Origin of the sequence: Acidovorax sp. LjRoot194 (assembly GCF_964253015.1) — a bacterium.
Classification (GTDB): domain Bacteria; phylum Pseudomonadota; class Gammaproteobacteria; order Burkholderiales; family Burkholderiaceae_C; genus Acidovorax.
This window is the reverse complement of record NZ_CAXUQB020000001.1, coordinates 989,291-1,009,037: the sequence shown is the minus strand read 5'-3', so window position 1 is coordinate 1,009,037 and position 19,747 is coordinate 989,291. Positions and strand designations below refer to the sequence as shown.

The following is a 19,747-nucleotide window of genomic DNA, read 5'->3' as shown; positions in this document are numbered from 1 at the left end:
CGGGTTGGCCGCCATGGCACACCCCACCGCACGCACCACAACGCCGGGCTGCCGTGCGGCGCACCCACGGCGCAAGCCCCTGGCGTGCACCGATTCGCGCTCCGGTTTAGGCTTGCGCTTTTTCCGGCCCGCACGGCCCCTACCACCACCACTTCGAAGGATCTTTCAGCATGGCCCAGCCCGATCTCTCCGCCTTCACCATCACCCGCAAATGGCCCGCGCAGCACCCGGAGCGCATTCAGCTGTACTCGCTGCCCACGCCCAACGGCGTGAAGGTGTCGATCGCGCTCGAAGAGCTGGGCCTGCCCTACGAGCCGCACCTGGTGAGCTTCGAGACCAACGACCAGACCTCGCCCGAATTCCTGTCGCTCAACCCCAACAACAAGATCCCGGCCATCCTGGACCCGAACGGGCCGGACGGCCAGCCCCTGGCGCTGTTCGAGTCCGGCGCCATTCTGGTGTACCTGGCCAGCAAGACCGGCCATTTGATGCCAGAGGACACCGCGGGCCGCTACGAGACCCTGCAGTGGGTGATGTGGCAGATGGGCGGCCTGGGCCCCATGTTCGGCCAGCTGGGCTTCTTCCACAAATTCGCCGGCAAGGACTATGAAGACAAGCGCCCGCGCGACCGCTACGTGGCGGAATCGAAGCGCCTCTTGAAGGTGCTGGACGAGCGCCTCAAGGGCCGCCAGTGGGTGATGGGCGACACCTACACCATCGCCGACATCGCCATCCTGCCGTGGGTGCGCAACCTGGTGGGCTTCTACGGCGCGGGCGACCTGGTGGAGTTCGGCCAGTTCAAGGAGATCGAGCGCGTGCTGGCAGCGTTCGTAAAGCGCCCGGCCGTGGCCAAGGGCCTGAACATTCCGGCGCGCGGCTGAGCCCGGCCGGCGCAGCGCGGGGGCCGCCGCGTCAGCCCATGCGCTCCTGCAGAAAGTCGAGAAAGCACGCAATGCGCGCGGCCAGCTGCGTGTTGCGGTAGTACACCGCGTTGATGGGCTGGCGCACCTCCACCGTGTCGCGCGCCAGCACCTGCACCAGGCGGCCGCTGTCGCGGTCGCCTGCGGTCATGAAGTCCGACAGACACACCAGCCCCACATGCGCGAGCGCCAGCTGGCGCAGCGTTTCGCCGCTCGACGCGGTGAGGCGGGGCACGATGGGCCACTGGTCCCCATGCGCGCCCCGCAGCGGCCAGCGGTTGAGCGACTCGGGCTGGTTGAAGCCCAGCAGCGTATGCCCGGCCAGATCCGCCACGCTCTTGGGCCTGCCCGCGCGCGCCAGGTACTCGGGGCTGGCCAGCACCCGCAGGCGGGTGGTGCACAGGGGGCGTGCGTGCAGGGTCGAGTCCTGCAGCTGGCCGATGCGGATCGCCACGTCGGTGCGCCGCTGCAGCAGGTCGATGTAGCCCTCGTCCGTGTCGAGCTCCAGTGTGATCTGCGGGTAGGCACTGCGAAACGCCGGCACCAGCGGCACGACCGCGTGCAGCATGAACGGCGTGGCCGCGTTCACGCGCAGCCGCCCCGCGGGCTGCTGGCGGCGCGCGGCCATGTGCTCTTCGGCGTCTTCGATGGACGCGAGGATGACGCGCGTGCGCTGCAGAAAGGCCTGGCCCTCCTCCGTCAGCTCGGTGCGGCGGGTGGTGCGGCGCAGCAGCGTGGTGTCGAGCTTTTTCTCCAGCCGCGCCAGCGCCCGGCTGATGCCCGACACCGTCTGGTCCAGGCGGTCGGCGGCGGCGGTGATGGAGCCGCCGTCCACGACGGCGACAAAGGCCTGCAGCTCTTCGAGCGTGGCTTTCATGGAATGCGCCTCGGTTCAGACAAGCCGCCATTATTGATTTGGCAGCAAGTATCTTCTGCCGATCACCGTCTTTTTCTGCAAAGGACAAGCACCCACACTCCAGGCATTCACCCATTGCCTACCAGGAGTGTTCTTCCATGCCCATTGCCTTGCTCGCGCTGACGCTCAGCGCATTCGCCATCGGCACGACCGAGTTCGTGATCGTGGGCCTCTTGCCCACCGTGGCGGCCGACCTGGCCATCAGCATCCCCTCGGCGGGACTGCTGGTCAGCCTGTACGCCCTGGGCGTGGCGGTCGGCGCGCCCGTGCTCACCGCCCTCACCGGCCGCGTGCCGCGCAAGGCGCTGCTGCTGTCGCTGATGGCGCTGTTCACCGCCGGCAACCTGCTGGCCTGGCAGGCCCCGAGCTACGAGACGCTGGTAGCGGCGCGCATCCTCACCGGCCTGGCGCACGGTGTGTTCTTCTCGATCGGCTCGACCATCGCCACCGGCCTCGTGCCGCGCGAGAAGGCCGCCAGCGCCATCGCCATCATGTTCACCGGCCTCACCGTGGCGCTGGTCACCGGCGTGCCGCTGGGCACCTTCATCGGCCAGCATTTCGGCTGGCGCGAAACCTTCCTGGCCGTGGCGGCGCTGGGCGTGGTGGCCTTCATCGGCAGCGCGTGGTTCGTGCCGCGCGGCATTGCGCACACGCCGCCCGCATCACTGCTGCAACAGGCCCGCGTGCTGGCCGAGCCGCGCCTGCTGCTGGTGTACGCCAAGACTGCCGTCGGCTATGGCGGCACCTTCATCCCGTTCACTTTTCTCGCGCCCATCCTGACGGACATCTCGGGCTTCAGCGCGGGCGCCGTGGGCTGGGTGATGCTGGTGTACGGCGTATCGGTGGCCGTGGGCAACATCTGGGGCGGCCGCCTGGCGGACCGGCTGGGGCCCATCCCGGCACTGCGCATCATCTTTGCGCTGCTGGCTGCGGTGTTGCTGGTGCTGCAGTTCACGGCACCCTACCCCTGGCTGGCTTTGGCCACTGTGTTGCTGTGGGGCGCCGTGGCGTTCGGCAATGTGCCGGGGTTGCAGGTCTATGTGGTCAAGCAGGCGGAGCGGTTCACGCCGCAGGCTGTGGATGTGGCGTCGGGGCTGAACATTGCGGCGTTCAATCTGGGGATTGCGGGGGCGGCATGGGGTGGAGGGTTGATCGTGACGCATCTGGGGTTGATGCATACGCCGTGGATTGGGGCGGTGGTGGTATTGGTGTCGCTGGGGTTGACGCATTACAGCGGGGTGCTGGATAGGCGCAGTGGGATACCGGTGCGGGGTGGTGGGGCGGTGGCTGTGGGGCATTGAGGGAGGTTGGCTTCGAGTGCTTCCATCACTTTTTTTTCTGGGCGCGGAAACTTCACAGCCGTTCGGGTTGAGCTTGTCGAAACCTGGGCGCTCAACCCACGCCCGTTCGGGTTAAGCCTGTCGAAACCGGGGTGCGCTCGCAGGCTCGCTGGTTTGTACCGCGTGCCTGGTTCAAGGGCGGAGGCCGGGAGTCGCCCGGCGTGCGAGTAACTTTCTTTCGCGTCGCCGAAAGAAAGTCACCAAAGAAAGGGCGACCCTACAGCCTGCGTCCCCACTCGCCCTGCGGGCGAGTGGGGCAACCTGCGGTGCTCGGTCGTGGGGTGCGCTGCGGAACTCGCTGCGCGCTGCCGCGCTACGCTCAGACATCCGCAGCGAGTCAGTTCACGATGCGTGTGTCCTTCGGCACACGCTCACCCCACGCCCTGTGCTCCTCGGCGCATCCTGAAGGGATGTGGGAGAGAACATCCACACGGGCCATCGCGTTGCTCGGCCCCGAACGCGCAGGCGCTGCGCGCCGCGACCGCGCGGCCGAGCGAAGCAATGGCCCGTGTGGCTGTTCGGAGGTTGGCTGTTCGGCTGCCCCCCCTGTGGCTGCGCCTGCGTCGGGGCGGTTGCGGGGTGAGCATGCGCGTCGAAGCGCGCATGCTTCGTTATCTAGCTCGCCGTGGCTGTCTGAACGTAGCGCCGCAGGCGCGCAGTGAGTTCCACGGCGCACCCCGCAACCGCCCCGACGCAGGTTTGCCCCGTAGCGCAGCGAAGGGGTCGCAGACTTGGGGTCGCCTTCTCTTTGGTGACTTTCTCTTGGCGAACCAAGAGAAAGTTACCGCGCCGCCGGGCGCGCACCCCGGCTCCCGCCATCAACACTGGCATGCTGCCCCATCAGCGAGCTAGCGAGCAGCGCCCAAGTTTCGACAGATTCAAACCGAACGGACGTGGGTCAAGCGCCCAGGTTTCGGCAACCTCAACCCGACCGTGTGTAGAGCGCAGCGCCCCGACCCACCAGCAGCCGAAACGGCAGCAGCAGCGCCACCCCCAACACCAGCTTCACCCCCAGGTCCCCCAGCGCCCAGGTCACCCACGGATCGTTGCTGCCAGCAAAAGCGATACTCCAGAACACTGCCGTGTCCAGCACCGCAGCCAGCAAAGTGGCCACCAGCGGCGCGCGCCACCAGGTGCCGTGGCGCAGCCGATCGAACACGGCGATGTCCAGCCATTGCGACAGCAAAAACGCCGTGCCGGACGCGATGGCAATGCGCGCAGGTGCCAGCACCAGCGACGCGGCCACCGCCACCGCAAAGCCCACCCAGGCCACGCGGCGCGCTGGCTGCGGGCCGTGGGAGCGGTTGACCAGCTCGCTCACCAAGAAAGCGACGGGGTAAGTGATCGCGCCCCAGGTCAACCAGTCGTTGATCGGGAACTGCACCAGGATGTTGGAAGCCAGCACCACAGCGGCCATGGCGAGCGCTGCAGCTGCGAACTGCGCGCGGGTCGGGAGCGTCAGCGCAGCAGGCATGCCACCACCAGCACGTCAGGCCGTGCCCAGCAATGCACGGGCAACCGCCTCGCTCACCTTGATCCCGTCCACCCCCGCCGACAAAATGCCGCCCGCGTAGCTCGCGCCTTCACCCGCCGGGTACAGGCCGGCGGTGTTCAGGCTCTGCAGGTTCTCGCCCCGCCCGATCTTGAGCGGCGATGACGTGCGTGTCTCCACGCCGGTCAGCACCGCGTCGTGCATGTCAAAGCCCTTGATCTTGCGGCCGAACACGGGCAGTGCCTCGCGCAGTGCGGCGATGGCGTAGCCGGGCAGGGCGGCGTGCAGGTCGCCCAGGGCCACGCCGGGCTTGTACGAGGGCTCCACATCGCCCAGGTGCTTCGATGGAGTGCCTTTAATGAAGTCGCCCACCAGCTGCCCCGGCGCGCTGTAGTCGCGCCCGCCCAGCACGAAGGCGTTGGACTCCAGCTGGCGCTGCAGCACGATGCCCGCCAGCGGGTGGAACTGGCCCTGCGGCAGCGCTTCGATGCCGTGGGTGTGGCCCAGGTGGGCGTCGAAGGCGGCGGCATCGGTGGGGTAGTCGCTCGGGTCGATCCCCACCACCATGCCGGCGTTGGCGTTGCGCTCGTTGCGCGAGTACTGGCTCATGCCGTTGGTGACCACGCGGTTCGGCTCGCTGGTGGCGGCCACCACGGTGCCGCCGGGGCACATGCAGAAGCTGTAGACCGCGCGGCCGTTCTGCGCATGGTGCACCAGCTTGTAGTCGGCCGCGCCCAAGAGCGGGTGGCCGGCATGGCGGCCCCAGCGGGCGCGGTCGATGATGCCCTGCGGGTGCTCGATGCGAAAGCCGATGGAAAAAGGCTTGGCCTCCATGGCGACGCCGCGGTCGTACAGCATGGCAAAGGTGTCGCGCGAGCTGTGGCCCAGGGCCATCACCACGTGGTCGGCGCGCAGGTCGGTGGTCTCGCCCGTGGCCTGGTTCAGCACCTTCAGGCCGCGCAGGTGGCGGCCCTCCCCGGTGCCTTCCACGACCACGTCCGTCACGCGCTGCTCGAAGCGGATCTCGCCGCCCAGCGCGATGATCTGCTCGCGCAGGTTCTCCACTACCTTCACCAGCTTGAAGGTGCCGATGTGCGGGTGGGCGACGTACAAGATTTCTTCGGGCGCGCCGGCCTTGACGAACTCGTTCATCACCTTGCGGCCCAGGTGGCGCGGGTCCTTGATCTGGCTGTAGAGCTTGCCGTCGCTGAAGGTGCCGGCGCCGCCCTCGCCGAACTGCACGTTGCTCTCAGCATGCAGCTCGCGCTTGCGCCACAGGCCCCAGGTGTCCTTGGTGCGCTCGCGCACGGGCTTGCCACGCTCCAGCACGATGGGCTTGAAGCCCATCTGCGCCAGCACCAGCGCCGCGAAGATGCCGCAGGGGCCGAAGCCCACCACCACGGGGCGCAGGGGCAGGTCGGCAGGGGCCTGGCCCACGGGGTACCAGGCCATGTCGGGCGTGGGCTGGATGTGCGGATTGCTGTCGAACTGCGCCAGCAGCGCGGCTTCGTGTTCTGGCTGGGCCAGGGCGATGTCGACGATGTAGACCGCCAGCAGCTCGACCTTGCGCGCGTCGAAGCTGCGCTTGAAAACGTGCAGGTGGGCAATGTCGGCCGGGGCCAGGCCCAGCAGCTTGGCGGCGGCGGCGCGCAGCGGCGCGTCAGGGGCTTCGGCGGCCGTGAAGGGCAGCCGGATTTCAGAGAGGCGGATCATGGTCTTGCGGGCCCGTGTCGATCGGGCGGCGTGCAAAGTCGTGGGGCCGTGATTTTACCGGGGCTGCTTGCGCGGCGTGCAGTGGCGGCGTGCAAGCGGGTCAGCAAGCGACCCGTGTTTTGAGTGATTGCTATCAAATAAATAGCTGCTGCCGCTTTATGGATGCGCGGTAGAGGCCATTTTGGTTTGATTTTTGGGCGGGTTGGTATTGTTGCTGTCGTTGTTGCCGCCCCGGCGCCAGCGCAGTTCGGCCACGCCAAACGCCACGGCGGCCAGTACCAGCGGCACAAAGTAGTACAGCGCGCGGTATGCCAGCAGCGCGGCCAGCACCTGGTCCTGCCCCAATGCGCCTGCCGCTCCGGTGGCCAGCAGCGCCACGCCCACGGCCTCCAGCACGCCCAGGCCGGCAGGCACGCGCAAAATGAGCCCGGCCACAGCGCCCAGTTGCACGGTGGCCAGGGCTGCGGGGTAGCTCACCTGGCCCTGCAGCACCGTCCACAGTGCTGCGCCCATCAGCATCCAGTTGGTGGCCGAGACGACCACCTGCCACAGTGCCACCGGCCAGTGCGGCAGCGGAAACTCGTGGCCCCGCAGCGTGAGCGCCCGACCCGCGCGCAGCGCGCACAGCGCCACATAGGCGATGGGCAGGCAGCCCACCAAGGCGCCTCCAGTGCGCAGTTGCCACGGCTCGACGGCCCAGCCTGCTACTGCCGGCGCAACCCACAGCCAGGGCAGCACGGCCAGCAGCAGCAGGTAGCCCACCCAGTTGGTCACGATGCTGGTGCCCACCACCTGGCCGATGGTGCCGGGGCCCACACCGCGGCGCTCGTAGAGCCGGTAGCGCACACCCACGCCGCCAATCAGCGAGCCCAGGTTCAAGGTGAAGGGATAGCTGGTCATCGCAATGCCCAGCGTGGTGGAGCGCGACAGGCCGTGACCTGTGCAGTGGCGGCCGATCAGGTCGAAGGTGCCGTAGGTGCAGTGGCTGGCCAGCGCCAAGGCACCTGCCACGGCCAGCACGCTGACCGGCAGCGCCTGCAGTGCCTGCCACACGGCAGGCCAGTCCACGGTGCGTGCCTGCCGCACGATGAGCCAGGCCACCACCGCGAAGAAGGCCAGTGCCAGGCCCCGCGTGAGCCAGGGCCACCAGGGGCGCTGCGTGATGCCGCGCCAGCCTGTGGGTGCTGCATGCAGGTGGGTGTCGCTGCCGGGCTCCAGGGCAAGAGGGTGGGGGGTGCTGGCAGCCATGGGCAAAAGAGGTTATGCGGAGCGCACGGCTTGGCTGCGAGCCGCGTTAAGCCGCGGCACCCGCGTTGGGCGTGGACGACTTGGCGCCCGAGCCACCGGGTGCGCCATCGGCCTCGGCTGCGGCTGCCGCCGCGCGCACCATGGTGATGGTGGGCTGGTGCCGGGGCAGCCAGCCCGCCCACGTGGGGAACCAGCGCATCAGGTGGAACACCAGGTAGCTGCGCATCAGCCGCAGGCCATCGAAGCGCCCGGAGGGCTGGGGCTTGATCTGCTTGCAGCTGTTCTCCATCAGGTGCGACAGTCGGCCATACAGGTGGTCGTTGAAGGCGCGGTCGCGGATGATGACGTTGGCTTCGAGGTTCAGCGACAGGCTCAGCGGGTCAAGGTTGCTCGAACCCACGGTGGACCACTCGTCGTCCACCAGCGCCACCTTGCCGTGCAGCGGGCGGTCGCAGTATTCGTAGATGCGCACGCCGGCGCGCAGCAGGTGGTCGTACAGCATGCTGGCCGCCGTGCGCACGATGGCCATGTCGGGCTGGCCCTGCAGGATCAACCGCACGTCCACACCGCGCTTGGCCGCGCGCCGCATCTCGCGGATGAAGCGGTAGCCCGGGAAGAAATACGCATTGGCGATCACCACGCGGTGGCGCGCCGAGCGCAGCGCGACGCGGTAGTGACGCTCGATGTCGTTGGTGTGATGGTGGTTGTCGCGCGTGACAAAGATCGCGTCGGCACTGCCTGCTGTGGCCGGTTCCTTTTGCTGCGCCTTGCCATCCGGCTGCTGTTGCGGCTTGCGGCCGCCACGGCCCAGCACCGCCTCGCGTGCAAAGCGGTGCATCTGGGCCACGATGGGGCCGCGCATCGCTACCGAGTAGTCCTGCTTGGCCTCGGGTCCGAAGTCCGCCACATGGTCGGCCGAGTAGTTGATGCCGCCGATGAAACCCAGTTCGCCATCCACCACCACGATCTTGCGGTGCATGCGGCGCAGCAAATTCAGCCGCTGGCCCATGAAGCGGCGGCCCGGGTCGAAGATGCGAAAGCGCACGCCCGCATTCACCAACTGGCCGACAAAGCTGTCCGACAAATCGGGCGAGCCGAAGCCGTCCACCAGCACGTGCACTTCCACCCCGCGGTCGGCTGCGGCCAGCAAGGCTCCATGCAGCTCCTTGCCGATCTTGTCTTCGAACAAAATGAAAGTCTCCAGCACCACTTCGCGCTGCGCTGCGCGGATGGCGTCGAAAACGCGGGGGAAGAACTCCTCGCCGTTTTCCAGCAGCTCGAAGTGGTTGCCGGGCACCCAGCGCGAAGACCGCGGCGGCGTGAAGGTGGGGCGGCGCAGGCTCATAGATAAATCTCCGCAGCCAGGGGCGCGTGGTCCGACAGCTTGTCCCATGGCTTCTTGGGCAGGGTCAACGGCGAGTGCACCGACGCGTTGCGCACGTAGATGCGGTCCAGCGCCAGCAGCGGCATCGACGCAGGGAAGGTGCGCACCGCGCGGCCGAAGGCCTGCACGAACACCTCCTCCAGCCCCGCGCCGCGGTGCAGGATGGAATGGGCGCGGTGGCGCCAGTCGTTGAAGTCGCCCGCCAACACCACGGGCTCGTCCTTCGGAAAGGTGTTCACCAGGTCGCACACCAGCTTCAATTGCCGCTGGCGGTGCGACTCCTGCAGGCCCAGGTGCACACACACCGCATGCACCGGCAGGTGATGGCCTGGGGGCTGCAGCACACAGTGCAGCATGCCGCGGCGCTCGGGCCCGGCAATCGAGATGTCGTGGTTGTCGTAGCGAGTGATGGGGAACTTGGACAACAGGGCGTTGCCGTGGTCGCCGTTGTCATACACCGCGTTGCGGCCGTAGGCGTATTGCGACCAGATCGTGTCCGCCAGAAACTCGTAGTGCGGCACTTGCGGAAAGTTGGCGAGCCGGCTGGCATGCTTGTGGTGCGTGCCCTGCACCTCTTGTAAAAACACCAGGTCCGCCTCCACCTCCCGCACTGCTTCGCGCAGCTCATGCAGCATGAACCGCCGGTTGAATGTGGTGAAGCCCTTGTGCACGTTCACTGTCAGAACCTTGAACGCAATGGGCTGGGATGGGGTGGTGGCCATAGGCAAACAATCGTTGTAGTGACCCTGCGGCGAAGGCGCCACGCAGGGCGGTCCGAAGGGTGAAACGATTGTTGTGGCCGTGGTGCGCGGCCACTGTAGGACGTCTGGCCGTTGGCATGTGCTGCCGTGGCCGAAAAGGCTTGCAGTGACTGCGCCGCAATGAGCAGCAAGGGTCAAGAAGTCACCCCACCTCGGCATCAAAAGCTGACGCGCCCTGGACCAGCGCCACCGTGGATCTGGCTCTGCCAGTCCACGGGGGGCGTCCCCCGGGGGGATGGCGCGCCGCACCTCAGGGGGCGATTTACGCGGGCAGGAAGCCTTCTACGGACAGGTAGCGCTCGCCCGTGTCGTAGTTGAAGCCCAGCACCTTCGCGCCAGCTGGAAGCTCGGGCAGTTTCTGCGCAATGGCGGCCAGCGTGGCACCCGAGGAGATGCCCACGAGCAGGCCCTCTTCGCGCGCGCTGCGGCGGGCGTATTCACGCGCCGGTTCGGCATCGACCTGGATCACGCCGTCGAGCACGCTGGTGTCCAGGTTCTTGGGGACGAAGCCCGCGCCGATGCCCTGGATGGGGTGCGGTGCCGGCGCGCCGCCCGAGATCACGGGCGACGCCGTGGGCTCGACCGCAAACACCTTGAGGTTCGGGAACTTGGCCTTGAGCACCCGCGCCACGCCGGTGATGTGCCCACCCGTGCCCACGCCCGTGATCAGTGCGTCGATGCCGTCCGGGAAGTCGGCCAGGATCTCCTGCGCCGTGGTGCGCACGTGCACGTCGATGTTGGCGGGGTTTTCGAACTGCTGCGGGATCCACGAATCCGGCGTCTGGGCCTGCAGCTCTTGCGCGCGGGCGATCGCGCCCTTCATGCCCTTCTCGCGCGGCGTCAGGTCGAACTGCGCGCCGTAGGCCAGCATCAGGCGACGGCGCTCGATGCTCATGCTGTCGGGCATCACAAGGATGAGCTTGTAGCCCTTGACGGCCGCCACCAGCGCCAAGCCGATGCCGGTGTTGCCCGAGGTCGGCTCGATGATCGTGCCGCCAGGCTTGAGCGCGCCCGACTTCTCGGCGTCTTCCACCATCGACAGCGCAATTCGGTCCTTGATGGAGCCACCGGGGTTGCTGCGCTCGGACTTCACCCACACGTTGGCCGCCGGGCCAAAAATGCGGTTGATGCGCACGTGCGGCGTGTTGCCGATGGTTTGCAGAATGTTGTCAGCTTTCATGGCGTCTCCTGTGAAGGTCAATTCAATGGATAGGGGTGACGGGGTGACCCAATGCCAGCCGGTGGATGGCCAGATAAACAACCATCCGTTCAGCCTGAGCCTGTCGAAGCCAGGGCACGATGGCGTGGCTGGTCCTTCGACAGCTCTGGGTGGACGGGTCACTGACCGGCATTGCGGTGTCCCGCGCATTCTGAACCAGTTGTTCGACGGCTCCGGTGATATGGATATATCCGAGGCGCCACTCCCCAGCTTTCAGCCATTCCAGCTGCGCTCACTGCAGCGGGCTGACCTCCACCCGCATCGCCCGGTCCGCCGGCGTGATCTCCACCCGCACCGGCAGGCCCAGCGCAATCGTCTGCGCATTGGTGGCCGTGTGCTGCGTCACCTCGGTGCAGGTGTAGCGCGCGGCACGCCCGCTGCGCCACACGGCCAGTGCCAGCGGCAGCATCCACTGGTCCGCCAGGTGCGGCCCCAGCGCACCGTGGCTGCGCTGATATGTGAGCACCTCGTCCGCCAGCCGCTTGGCCACCTGCTCAGCCGACAGGCTGCGCTCGCCCAACTGGCAGAACACCTCGGTCACGTGCTCGTATTCCAGCGTGGCGATGAGTGCATTGCCCGGCCCTTCGTTCTGCCGCGTGGGCGGGTTGCGCAGTTGCCCCGCTTCGAACGTCCAGCCCATGCGCTGGCCCAGGGCCTCCAGTTCGCGGTGCGCAATGTTGCGCGCCAGGCCCGGCACCAGCGCTTCGCCGTAGGCATTGAGCAGCGCCCCGCGCTCCATCAAGTCCACAGGTGTCAGCGGCTGCGCTGACGGCGTGATGTGCGCCACCAGCTCGCCGCCCCCGGCGGGGTAGAAACCGCGGCGCTGCAGTTGCAGGTCCAGCCCCACACCCAGGCGCCGCACCAGTGGCGTAAACGACCGCTCCAGAAAGTCGAACGGCGGCGCCATCGGGTTGTGCGTGCCGCCCGACAGCTGCACACGGCTTTCGCCGCCGGCCAGCATCAGCGCGGGCAGCACCGTCTGCAGCACCAGCAGGCAACTGCCCGCCGTCGCGATCTGAAAACGGTAGTCGCCCGCCTGCACCGCGCCGGGCGTGAACAGCAGTGTCTGCGAGCCCAGCTCGGCGCCGTCCGCCTGCCCACCGCTCACGGCCACTGCGGCCTGCACGCAGGCCAGGTGTTGGCGCATCAGACCCGGCTTGGGCCGCCCGGCACGGATGCGCGTGATGTGCAGCGGCCGGCCGGTGACCATGGAAAGCGCCAAGCCGGTGCGCAGGATCTGGCCGCCGCCCTCGCCGGTGAAGCCGTCGAGGATGAGTGGCGGGGGATTCGGATTGCCGGAGATATTGGATGTCTCGCTCAAGATAGCCTCAGATGTCAGTGTCGAAAGAGAGTGCTGCATGACGCAAGATCGCCATTTCCATGCGCTGAGCTCTCCCGGATGTCCATGAATTTTGGTCTTTGCAGAGGACTCGTAGTTCTTTCAGAAAACTCTCATTGGCCACTTTGATGGCCAGTCGGCAGTCGTATCGGAAACTGCCTGTAGAAGGGCGATGGGCAATGGAAATCAGAAGAGATTTCTGAATGTCTTTTCGTTCCCGGTCCTGCAGTTGGGCTTGTTTGAGTCTCGTGCAAACCACGTTGCGCAAGTAGCCTGAGCGGAAGAACCGAGGACTGATTTGCAGGTACAGAATTGCCGTGTCACGCCATTTGCCGCTGCCAGCCAGGATGTCGTGTTGCGCTTGAGCACTCCATAGTTCCCACAGCGGGCTTCGGTATGCCCGAAACTCCTCTGCGGCGCGCATGTACTCTTTGCGCAGCGCCGGGTTGGAGCGCTGGCGCATGGCTGCGGCACGGCAAGCCGCGTGAAGACGGTTCATTTCACGCTCGGTCTCCCGGATCACGCGAGCGTCAATCACCGGGGTTTTCACGCCAAGCTGCGTTTCGAGTCCCTGATGTCGTACTTCAGCACGGTGTCGTGCAGCAGCACATCCAGCGCGGCATGCCCCGGCACGGGCAGCGGCTGCACAGGCTCGGCCGCGTTGCGTGCCAGCTCGGCCTCGATGAACGCGTGGATGCCCGGCCAGCGCGGGCTGGTGGCGGCCTCGCCGGCGCGCATCTTCACCTCCAGCAGGGCGTTGATCTCCGCGACCAGCGCAGCGTCGGCCACCGGGTCCAGCGTGTGCTGGGCCAGTTCGGCAAAGCGCATGGGCGGTACGCCGGGCAGGTTGCGGATCCAGCGCGCAGCCAGCAGGGGGCGCAGCACGTACAGGTACTTTTTGTAGCGCACCTCGTCGGCCTGCAGATGCTCGCGAAAGTTCTTTTTGGCCATGGAGCTGTAGTGGTGCCAGCCCTTGGCGTTGGAGAAGACGTTCTCTGCAAGCGCGCGGAACTGCGCCATGGTGGCCGCCTCTTCGCGGTAGACGATGGGCGAACGCAGCCACTCCAGCAGCGTGGGGTTGGACTCGCGCAGCAGCCCGAGCGCCTTGCGCAGGTCCCAGCCGTTGATGTCCAGGTCGCCGCTGATCGGCACTTCGATCACGTCGCGCCCGGGCGCCACTGTGAGGTACCAGGGCAGCCGGTGCACGTAGATGAAGCGCACGTCGTAGTCGCTGTCGGGCGACGCAAAACCCCAGCCGCGGCTGCCGGACTCGCAAGCGAAGAGGATGGTCACGTCGTGCGTGGATTCGATGCGCTGCAGCTCCTGCATCACCTGCGCACGCATGTGGGGCTCGACCGGGTGGGCGGAGCGCAGCAGTTCTTTTTGTTCTGATGTATGCATAAAAATCGGCTGTAGCGCCTACTGGGTAAGCGCTACTAGCTATGAGTTTTCATAAGCGGCCCGCTTCGGGCTGGCTGCAGGTTGTTGTTGGCGGTCAATCTGTCACTTGGACACCAACCAATTTGAGATTGAGGACAAGTTGGGTACGCACCTCACCCAAAGTGCGCGCGAGCAGCCGAGCTCTCCACGCCGCCCAGTTTGCCTGCACTTCTGGTACAGCCAGTTTCGACGCTCCAGGGTCGTCGTCGTATCCAAACTCGAATCCGCACTGGCACATTTCGAATGAGGCTCCTCCGCAATCCAGATAGGGTGGATTGAGCAGCCCAACACTTCCACACACCGGACAGGCCCAATGCCCGTCAAGGGATTGGAAAAGGAATGCGCAGCTACCGTCTCTCAAACGGACCTCTTGTCGTTGCATTTGCCTCACCCCTTCACGCACACCACCTGCTTGAGCGTGTACACCACCTCCACCAGGTCTTCCTGCGCCGCCATCACCGCGTCGATGTTCTTGTACGCCATCGGAATTTCGTCGATCACGTCGGCGTCCTTGCGGCATTCCACGCCTTCGGTCGCCTTGATCTGGTCTTCGACCGTGTACATCTTCTTGGCCTTGGTACGGCTCATGGTGCGGCCCGCGCCGTGGCTGCAGCTGTTGAAGCTCTCGGGGTTGCCTTTTCCGCGCACGATGAAGCTCTTGGCCCCCATGCTCCCCGGGATGATCCCGAGCTGGCCTTGTGCGGCACTCACCGCGCCCTTGCGGGTCACGAACACGTCCTGCCCGAAGTGCGTTTCGCGCTGCACGTAGTTGTGGTGGCAGTTCACCGCCTCCACGTGGGTCTCGAACGGCTTGGTGACACACAAGCGCAGCGCGGCAATCACCCGGCCCATCATCACTTCGCGGTTGGCGGCGGCGAACTTCTGCGCCCACCCCACGGCCTTCACGTAGTCACCGAAGTACTGCGCGCCTTCCTCGAAGTACGCCAGGTCCTTGTCGGGCAGGTTGCGCTGGTTCATCTCGGCGTCCTTCTTGGCCAGCTCGATGAAGTGGGTGCCGATGGCGTTCCCCACCCCACGCGACCCCGAGTGCAGCATCACCCACACGGACTGGTGTTCGTCCAGGCAGATCTCGATGAAGTGGTTACCCGTTCCGAGCGTTCCCAGGTGCTTGTAGTTGTTGGTCTTCTCGATGCGCGGGTGCGCCTCGCAGATTTCCTTGAACTCGTCCACCAGCGCCGACCATGCGCGGTCGGTCTCGGCAGGCGGGGTATCCCAGCTTCCTTTGTCGCGGCCGAAGTGCTTGGGCGTCATCCCCACCGGCACGGCGCGTTCGATGGCGGCACGCACACCGGACAGGTTGTCGGGCAGGTCGCTCGCGGTCAGCGTGGTCTTGCACGCCATCATTCCGCAACCCAGGTCCACACCCACCGCGGCGGGGATGATGGCCTTGAGCGTCGGCACGACCGAGCCGATGGTGGCGCCGATCCCCAGGTGCACGTCGGGCATCACCGCCACGTGCTTGAACACGATGGGCAGGCGCGCGATGTTGCGCAGCTGGTTCTTGGCTTCTTCTTCCACGGGCACGCCGTTCGTCCACATCTTCACGGGGACGCCGTTGGGTACTTCGAGTTGTTCGTAAGTCTTCATATCGTTCTTTCGTCTTTGGTCTTCTCTGCCGTTCATTGAACCATTCCGCGCGCTGCGGCCTGGGCGTAGTTCTTCAGTTCGTCGTCGCTCTTCACCTGGCGGATGAATGCGTCCATGTGCGCCTGCAGTTCCTGGGGCCGCCCCAACCGCGCGCCCTCATGGCCTATCCCGTGCAATGCGGATTCCTGGGCAGCCCGGTACGGCATCGCCAGCATCTCGCAGAACACCTGCCACATCGCGTCGCGCCATTCAGGGATGTCCTTGGCGTTCCAGAACGACGGCCATACGTCAAACCACATGTAGCTCACAAAGTACAGGCGGTCGCTTCGGCTCCCGATGGGGCTCGGCCCGGTATCCAGGCGCGGGCCGAGGCAGTCGCGCCACAAGTTGGGCAGCGCCCGCATCATGCGCATAGCGTCGGCCAGGGGCACGGAGGGGTCGTTCACCATGTGCGGAATGTCCCCGGCGTTGTTGCTCATCACATGGTTCAGGCCCATGCCCACCTGCTCGTCGCTGTAGGGCGCCAGGTCGGTGCCCGCGTTGGCGAACAGCACGGTCTGGATGTGGGTCCATTGCAGCGGCGTGGCGTCGAACTCCGGCTCGTCGATCAGCCAGTACCACTCCTGCCCGCTCTTATCGGGCACGGGGCGGTCGAACAGATAACGCAGGGCTGCGCTATAGACCGCCGGCTCCAGGTTGATCGACTCGCAACTCACGGGCGTCTCCTTACGGTTCGCGCGCCTTTCACGTGCGGTCAGTTTCTTTGCTTTCATCTCGATTTCTCTTTCCTCATGAGAATCAACGCATCTTCACGAGGCCGTTCAGCACCTGGTCCAGGCCACCAAACACCGAGATCTTGTCGATCCGCTCGGCCACCCGCTCCAGCGTCTCCAGCTCCTTCATGCGCAGGGCGACGGGGTTGTCCTCCATCACCTTGGCGGTGTTGAGCAGCGAGCGCGTGGCGGCGGTTTCCTCGCGGCGGCGGATCACGTTGGCCTGGGCCTGCTTTTCCGCCTGCACCACCTGGGTCAGGATGGTCTTCATCTCGCCGGGCAGCACGATGTCCTTCACGCCCACGCTCTCCAGTTGCATGCCGTAAGGCTGCAGCTTGATCGCCAAGTGAGCGGTCACCACCTCGTCGATCACCGTCTTGTTCTCCAGCAGCTCGTCGAGCGTGCGGGTGCCCACGGCGGCGCGCAGCGCAAACTGCAGCTCGCGGTACAGGTAGTCGGCAGGCTTTTGCAGCTGGGCAAAGGCTTGCAGCACATTGGTCACGCGGTAAGTGGCCGACAGGTTCAGGCGCAGGCTCACCTTGTCGCGGGTCATGATGTCCTGGCCCGAGACCTCCACGGCCTGCAGGCGCAAATCCACCAGTTCCACGGCGATGGTGCGGCCGTACTTCCAGAACGCGTAGGTACCGGCGGTCAGCAGGCGCTCGACCTTGCCGTCCAGCGTCAGCAGCGCGCACTGGCCTTCAGGCACCTGCACCTGCAGCACGCCGTTCAGGCCAGTCACTGCGCGCTGGCGCAGTTGGGTCTGCGTCAGACGGGCGACCAGGTCGGCGGGCAGCTCGGCACCGTTTTGCAGGTTCACCACCTGTACGGTCACGTCCACCAGGTCCTTCCAGTACAGGCGGCGCGTGCCGGGCGGCAGGATTTCAACCAGCACGCCGTTCTCGCTGCGCAGGCCCACTTCGCGCTCCGACAGGTTCACCTGCACGAAGTTGGCGGCGACCACGGCAGGCTCCTGGGCCATCAGGTAATCGGCCAGGCCGTTCGTGAACGCGGGTTGCTCCAGAGCGAAGGTTTCCACGCGCAGCGTGTCCAGGCCGGCAAACAGCCAGTGCGTACCGCTCTGCAGCACGCGGTCGAAATCGCCGTTGCGCAGCAGCAGGGCGCGTTCGTTCTTCTTGACGGTGATGCGTTGGATCTTGTTGTTCAGCATTTCTTTTTCTCCTTATTGCGGTCCGCGCCGCGGATTTCTCGTTCGTTCGTTCGTCTTCTCTTCTTCGTCGTCGTTGTCATGTCGGTTGGCGCACAGCGCTGGCAACACAACCCCCATCCCAAGAGGGCGCCGTTACAGCGGCGGCGGGGCTCCAGGCAGTGCAGCCGCGGGCCTTGCAGTGCGCCGTGGTTGCTGCCCTGTAAACAGGGCGGCAGCGTGGCTGGCTGCGGGCGCGGGCTGCACCGGGGTCTGGTGCAAACCGCCGCCGGCTGACGGAGTGCCTGCGGGGGCTGCCGTGCAGCAGCCTTTGCCTGCGCCCCGCGTCCGGCGGGTGGTCTTTCGACCGTTTCTTCAAAGCTCCGGCCTTGCGGCCGGAAGAATGGACAGGAATCGAACCTGTGACAGACCCTTGCGGGTTGCTCTTCCTCTGAGCTACCAGTGGTGGCCCGCCTGGAGTCGAACCAGACACGTCCTTTCGGAGTGGTCTCCACGACCGTGCCGTGACCAGACGATGGCGACGTGCGGCATGCAGGGGTTCGACAAGAGCCTTGAGGACCCCTGGAACCTCGGCACCGGCAGGGCGAACTTGTGTCCTAACCCTGGCCTGTGAGCGGTCGACGCTGGCGTCTGGTACTTATCTATTGCCAGATGCGTGCCAGCTTGTGAAATTGGGGGTGAAAATTTGCAAGCCATTGATTCATATGAAATTAATGACATTTCAAAAAATCTTTGTCGCAATCGATTTGCCTAAAAGATAGAATAAAAGCTAGTCAATTAGCTGAATATGATGCGCAAAGAAAAAGTGGTCATCGGTTTTCTGGGAACGCAGCTGGATGCAGGCAAGGGGGCGGGCCGCTGGGAGAAGTGGCGCCCCACGGTGTCGCTGGCCCAGCACGAGGATGTGGTCGTCAAGCGGATGGAGCTGCTCTACACCCCGCCCCACCACGATCTGGCCCACCAGGTGCGCACGGACATCCACACCGCGTCGCCCGAAACCACCGTCCACCTCGTCAAGCTGGACATCGCCGACCCGTGGGACTTCGGCGAGGTCTACGCCACGCTGTTCGACTGGGCCCAGGGCTACCGCTTCGACACCGAGCGCGAGGAGTACTGGACGCACATCACCACCGGCACGCACGTGGCGCAGATCTGCCTGTTCCTGCTGGTGGAGTCGCGCCGCATCCCGAGCGTGCTGGCGCAGACATCACCGCCGAAGCGCCAGCAGATGGGCGACCCGGGCAGCTATGCGCTGATCGACCTGGACCTCTCGCGCTACGACGTGATCGCGCAGCGCTTTGGTGCCGAGCAGCGCGATGCGGTGGACTTTCTCAAGAGCGGCATCGCCACGCGCAATGCGCGCTTCAACGCATTGATCGAAGAGGTCGAGCGCGTGGCGGTGCGGTCGCGCGCGCCCATCCTGTTCACCGGGCCCACGGGCGCGGGCAAGTCGCACCTGGCGCGGCGCCTGTTCGAGCTCAAGAAGGCGCGCCACCAGGTCGAGGGCGACTTCGTCGAAGTCAACTGCGCCACACTGCACGGCGACGGCGCGGCGTCCACGCTGTTCGGCCACAAGAAGGGTGCCTTCACCGGCGCGGCGGCCGACCGCGCGGGCCTGCTGCGCACGGCGCACAAGGGCGTGCTTTTTCTCGACGAGATCGGCGAGTTGGGCCTGGACGAGCAGGCCATGCTGCTCAAGGCCGTGGAGGAAAAGCGCTTCTACCCCATGGGCAGCGATCGCGAGGTGGCGAGCGACTTCGAGTTGATCGCGGGCACCAACCGCGACCTGCGCACCGAAGTGGCGGCCGGGCGCTTTCGCGAAGACCTGTACGCACGCATCAACCTCTGGAGCTACCAGCTGCCCGGCCTGGCCCAGCGGCCCGAAGACATCGAGCCCCACCTGGACCACCTGCTCGCGCGCACCGGTGTCGAACTGGGTCGCATGGTGCGCCTGTCGGCCGAGGCGCGCGTGGCCTACCTGCGCTTTGCGCAGTCAAGCGACGCGCTGTGGAGCGGCAACTTCCGCGACCTGTCGGCCAGCGCCACGCGCCTGGCCACGCTGGCCGACAGCGGCCGCATCGGCCTGCCCCTGGTCGAGGCCGAGATCGCCCGCCTGCGCTGGCTGTGGCAGGCGGCCCGGGATGCGCGCGACGGCATGGCCCAGGCAGGCGTTGGCACCGTCGGCCGCGACGATCTGGTGGAACTGCTGGGCGAGGAGGCGGTGGGTGGACTGGACCTGTTCGACCAGCTGCAACTGGCCGCGGTGCTGCAAATGTGCCGGCAATCGCGCACCTTGTCCGACGCGGGCCGACAGCTCTTCAACGCCTCGCGCACGCAGCGCACGGTGGTCAACGATGCGGACCGGCTCCGCAAGTTTCTGGCGCGGTTCGGGCTGGATTGGGAGCGTGTCAGCCGAAAGGGATGAA

Annotated in this window: 16 protein-coding genes; 3 read left to right on the top strand and 13 right to left on the bottom strand. The window is 66.2% G+C overall.

From position 1 onward, the window contains the following. Positions 1-170 precede the first annotated feature (170 nt). Positions 171-881 carry a glutathione S-transferase N-terminal domain-containing protein gene (locus tag ACSQ3N_RS04675; protein ID WP_056415026.1) on the top strand — a complete coding sequence of 237 codons (711 nt, stop codon included), beginning with the start codon at positions 171-173 and terminating at the stop codon, positions 879-881. Positions 882-912: 31 nt separating this feature from the next. Here the strand turns inward: ACSQ3N_RS04675 and ACSQ3N_RS04670 are convergent, their stop codons facing one another. Further along, on the bottom strand, positions 913-1,797 hold the full coding sequence (locus ACSQ3N_RS04670; RefSeq protein ID WP_436145714.1) for a LysR substrate-binding domain-containing protein: 885 nt from the start codon (positions 1,795-1,797) through the stop codon (positions 913-915). 137 nt (positions 1,798-1,934) lie between these two features. Here ACSQ3N_RS04670 and ACSQ3N_RS04665 point away from each other — a divergent pair, with 137 nt between their 5' ends. Next, positions 1,935-3,137 (top strand): MFS transporter, encoded by a 1,203-nt coding sequence (locus ACSQ3N_RS04665; protein WP_436145713.1) that lies wholly within the window; start codon positions 1,935-1,937, stop codon positions 3,135-3,137. A gap of 961 nt (positions 3,138-4,098) precedes the next feature. On the opposite strand, the gene ACSQ3N_RS04660 is transcribed toward ACSQ3N_RS04665, so the two are convergent. The 12 genes from ACSQ3N_RS04660 to ACSQ3N_RS04605 all read right to left on the bottom strand — a co-directional run bounded on the left by ACSQ3N_RS04660 (position 4,099) and on the right by ACSQ3N_RS04605 (position 17,324). Beyond that, positions 4,099-4,650: a VUT family protein gene (locus ACSQ3N_RS04660; protein ID WP_056163835.1), complete on the bottom strand. Its 552-nt coding sequence runs from the start codon at positions 4,648-4,650 to the stop codon at positions 4,099-4,101. 15 nt (positions 4,651-4,665) lie between these two features. Further along, positions 4,666-6,381 (bottom strand): NAD(P)/FAD-dependent oxidoreductase, encoded by a 1,716-nt coding sequence (locus ACSQ3N_RS04655; RefSeq protein WP_436145712.1) that lies wholly within the window; start codon positions 6,379-6,381, stop codon positions 4,666-4,668. A gap of 156 nt (positions 6,382-6,537) precedes the next feature. Next, complete coding sequence (locus ACSQ3N_RS04650; protein WP_436145711.1) at positions 6,538-7,629, bottom strand: lysylphosphatidylglycerol synthase transmembrane domain-containing protein; 1,092 nt, start codon at positions 7,627-7,629, stop codon at positions 6,538-6,540. 46 nt (positions 7,630-7,675) lie between these two features. Next, complete coding sequence (gene clsB / locus ACSQ3N_RS04645) at positions 7,676-8,974, bottom strand: cardiolipin synthase ClsB (RefSeq protein WP_082516758.1); 1,299 nt, start codon at positions 8,972-8,974, stop codon at positions 7,676-7,678. Further along, positions 8,971-9,735 (bottom strand): endonuclease/exonuclease/phosphatase family protein, encoded by a 765-nt coding sequence (locus tag ACSQ3N_RS04640; protein ID WP_056163840.1) that lies wholly within the window; start codon positions 9,733-9,735, stop codon positions 8,971-8,973. Before ACSQ3N_RS04640 ends, clsB begins: the two co-directional genes overlap by 4 nt. Before the next feature lie 301 nt (positions 9,736-10,036). Beyond that, positions 10,037-10,954 carry a cysteine synthase A gene (gene cysK / locus ACSQ3N_RS04635; RefSeq protein WP_056163843.1) on the bottom strand — a complete coding sequence of 306 codons (918 nt, stop codon included), beginning with the start codon at positions 10,952-10,954 and terminating at the stop codon, positions 10,037-10,039. A 271-nt stretch (positions 10,955-11,225) separates the two neighbouring features. Continuing rightward, a complete protein-coding gene (gene rtcA, locus ACSQ3N_RS04630) occupies positions 11,226-12,314 on the bottom strand; it encodes an RNA 3'-terminal phosphate cyclase (RefSeq protein WP_235507264.1) in 1,089 nt (362 codons plus the stop codon). Positions 12,315-12,321: 7 nt separating this feature from the next. Beyond that, positions 12,322-12,882 carry a hypothetical protein gene (locus ACSQ3N_RS04625; protein WP_156371945.1) on the bottom strand — a complete coding sequence of 187 codons (561 nt, stop codon included), beginning with the start codon at positions 12,880-12,882 and terminating at the stop codon, positions 12,322-12,324. Further along, complete coding sequence (locus ACSQ3N_RS04620) at positions 12,879-13,733, bottom strand: nucleotidyltransferase domain-containing protein (RefSeq protein WP_436145710.1); 855 nt, start codon at positions 13,731-13,733, stop codon at positions 12,879-12,881. The genes ACSQ3N_RS04625 and ACSQ3N_RS04620 overlap by 4 nt, the downstream gene beginning before the upstream one ends. A gap of 426 nt (positions 13,734-14,159) precedes the next feature. After that, positions 14,160-15,380, bottom strand: a complete 1,221-nt coding sequence (locus ACSQ3N_RS04615; protein WP_436145709.1) for an RtcB family protein — start codon at positions 15,378-15,380, stop codon at positions 14,160-14,162. 32 nt (positions 15,381-15,412) lie between these two features. Continuing rightward, entirely contained in the window at positions 15,413-16,096 is a 684-nt protein-coding gene (locus ACSQ3N_RS04610) for a hypothetical protein (RefSeq protein ID WP_235507265.1), read from the bottom strand. 82 nt (positions 16,097-16,178) lie between these two features. After that, positions 16,179-17,324 (bottom strand): slipin family protein, encoded by a 1,146-nt coding sequence (locus tag ACSQ3N_RS04605; protein ID WP_436145708.1) that lies wholly within the window; start codon positions 17,322-17,324, stop codon positions 16,179-16,181. 787 nt (positions 17,325-18,111) lie between these two features. On the opposite strand from ACSQ3N_RS04605, the gene rtcR reads away from it, so the two are divergent. Then, on the top strand, positions 18,112-19,746 hold the full coding sequence (gene rtcR, locus ACSQ3N_RS04600) for an RNA repair transcriptional activator RtcR (RefSeq protein ID WP_056164129.1): 1,635 nt from the start codon (positions 18,112-18,114) through the stop codon (positions 19,744-19,746). Position 19,747 lies beyond the last annotated feature (1 nt).

Bases quoted from the DNA above. Each gene is read 5' to 3' on its own strand.
- ACSQ3N_RS04675 (WP_056415026.1), top strand. From the start codon at position 171: ATGGCCCAGCCCGATCTCTCCGCCTTCACCATCACCCGCAAATGGCCC.
- ACSQ3N_RS04670 (WP_436145714.1), bottom strand. From the start codon at position 1,797: ATGAAAGCCACGCTCGAAGAGCTGCAGGCCTTTGTCGCCGTCGTGGAC.
- ACSQ3N_RS04665 (WP_436145713.1), top strand. From the start codon at position 1,935: ATGCCCATTGCCTTGCTCGCGCTGACGCTCAGCGCATTCGCCATCGGC.
- ACSQ3N_RS04660 (WP_056163835.1), bottom strand. From the start codon at position 4,650: ATGCCTGCTGCGCTGACGCTCCCGACCCGCGCGCAGTTCGCAGCTGCA.
- ACSQ3N_RS04655 (WP_436145712.1), bottom strand. From the start codon at position 6,381: ATGATCCGCCTCTCTGAAATCCGGCTGCCCTTCACGGCCGCCGAAGCC.
- ACSQ3N_RS04650 (WP_436145711.1), bottom strand. From the start codon at position 7,629: ATGGCTGCCAGCACCCCCCACCCTCTTGCCCTGGAGCCCGGCAGCGAC.
- clsB (WP_082516758.1), bottom strand. From the start codon at position 8,974: ATGAGCCTGCGCCGCCCCACCTTCACGCCGCCGCGGTCTTCGCGCTGG.
- ACSQ3N_RS04640 (WP_056163840.1), bottom strand. From the start codon at position 9,735: ATGGCCACCACCCCATCCCAGCCCATTGCGTTCAAGGTTCTGACAGTG.
- cysK (WP_056163843.1), bottom strand. From the start codon at position 10,954: ATGAAAGCTGACAACATTCTGCAAACCATCGGCAACACGCCGCACGTG.
- ACSQ3N_RS04620 (WP_436145710.1), bottom strand. From the start codon at position 13,733: ATGCATACATCAGAACAAAAAGAACTGCTGCGCTCCGCCCACCCGGTC.
- ACSQ3N_RS04615 (WP_436145709.1), bottom strand. From the start codon at position 15,380: ATGAAGACTTACGAACAACTCGAAGTACCCAACGGCGTCCCCGTGAAG.
- ACSQ3N_RS04605 (WP_436145708.1), bottom strand. From the start codon at position 17,324: ATGCTGAACAACAAGATCCAACGCATCACCGTCAAGAAGAACGAACGC.
- rtcR (WP_056164129.1), top strand. From the start codon at position 18,112: ATGCGCAAAGAAAAAGTGGTCATCGGTTTTCTGGGAACGCAGCTGGAT.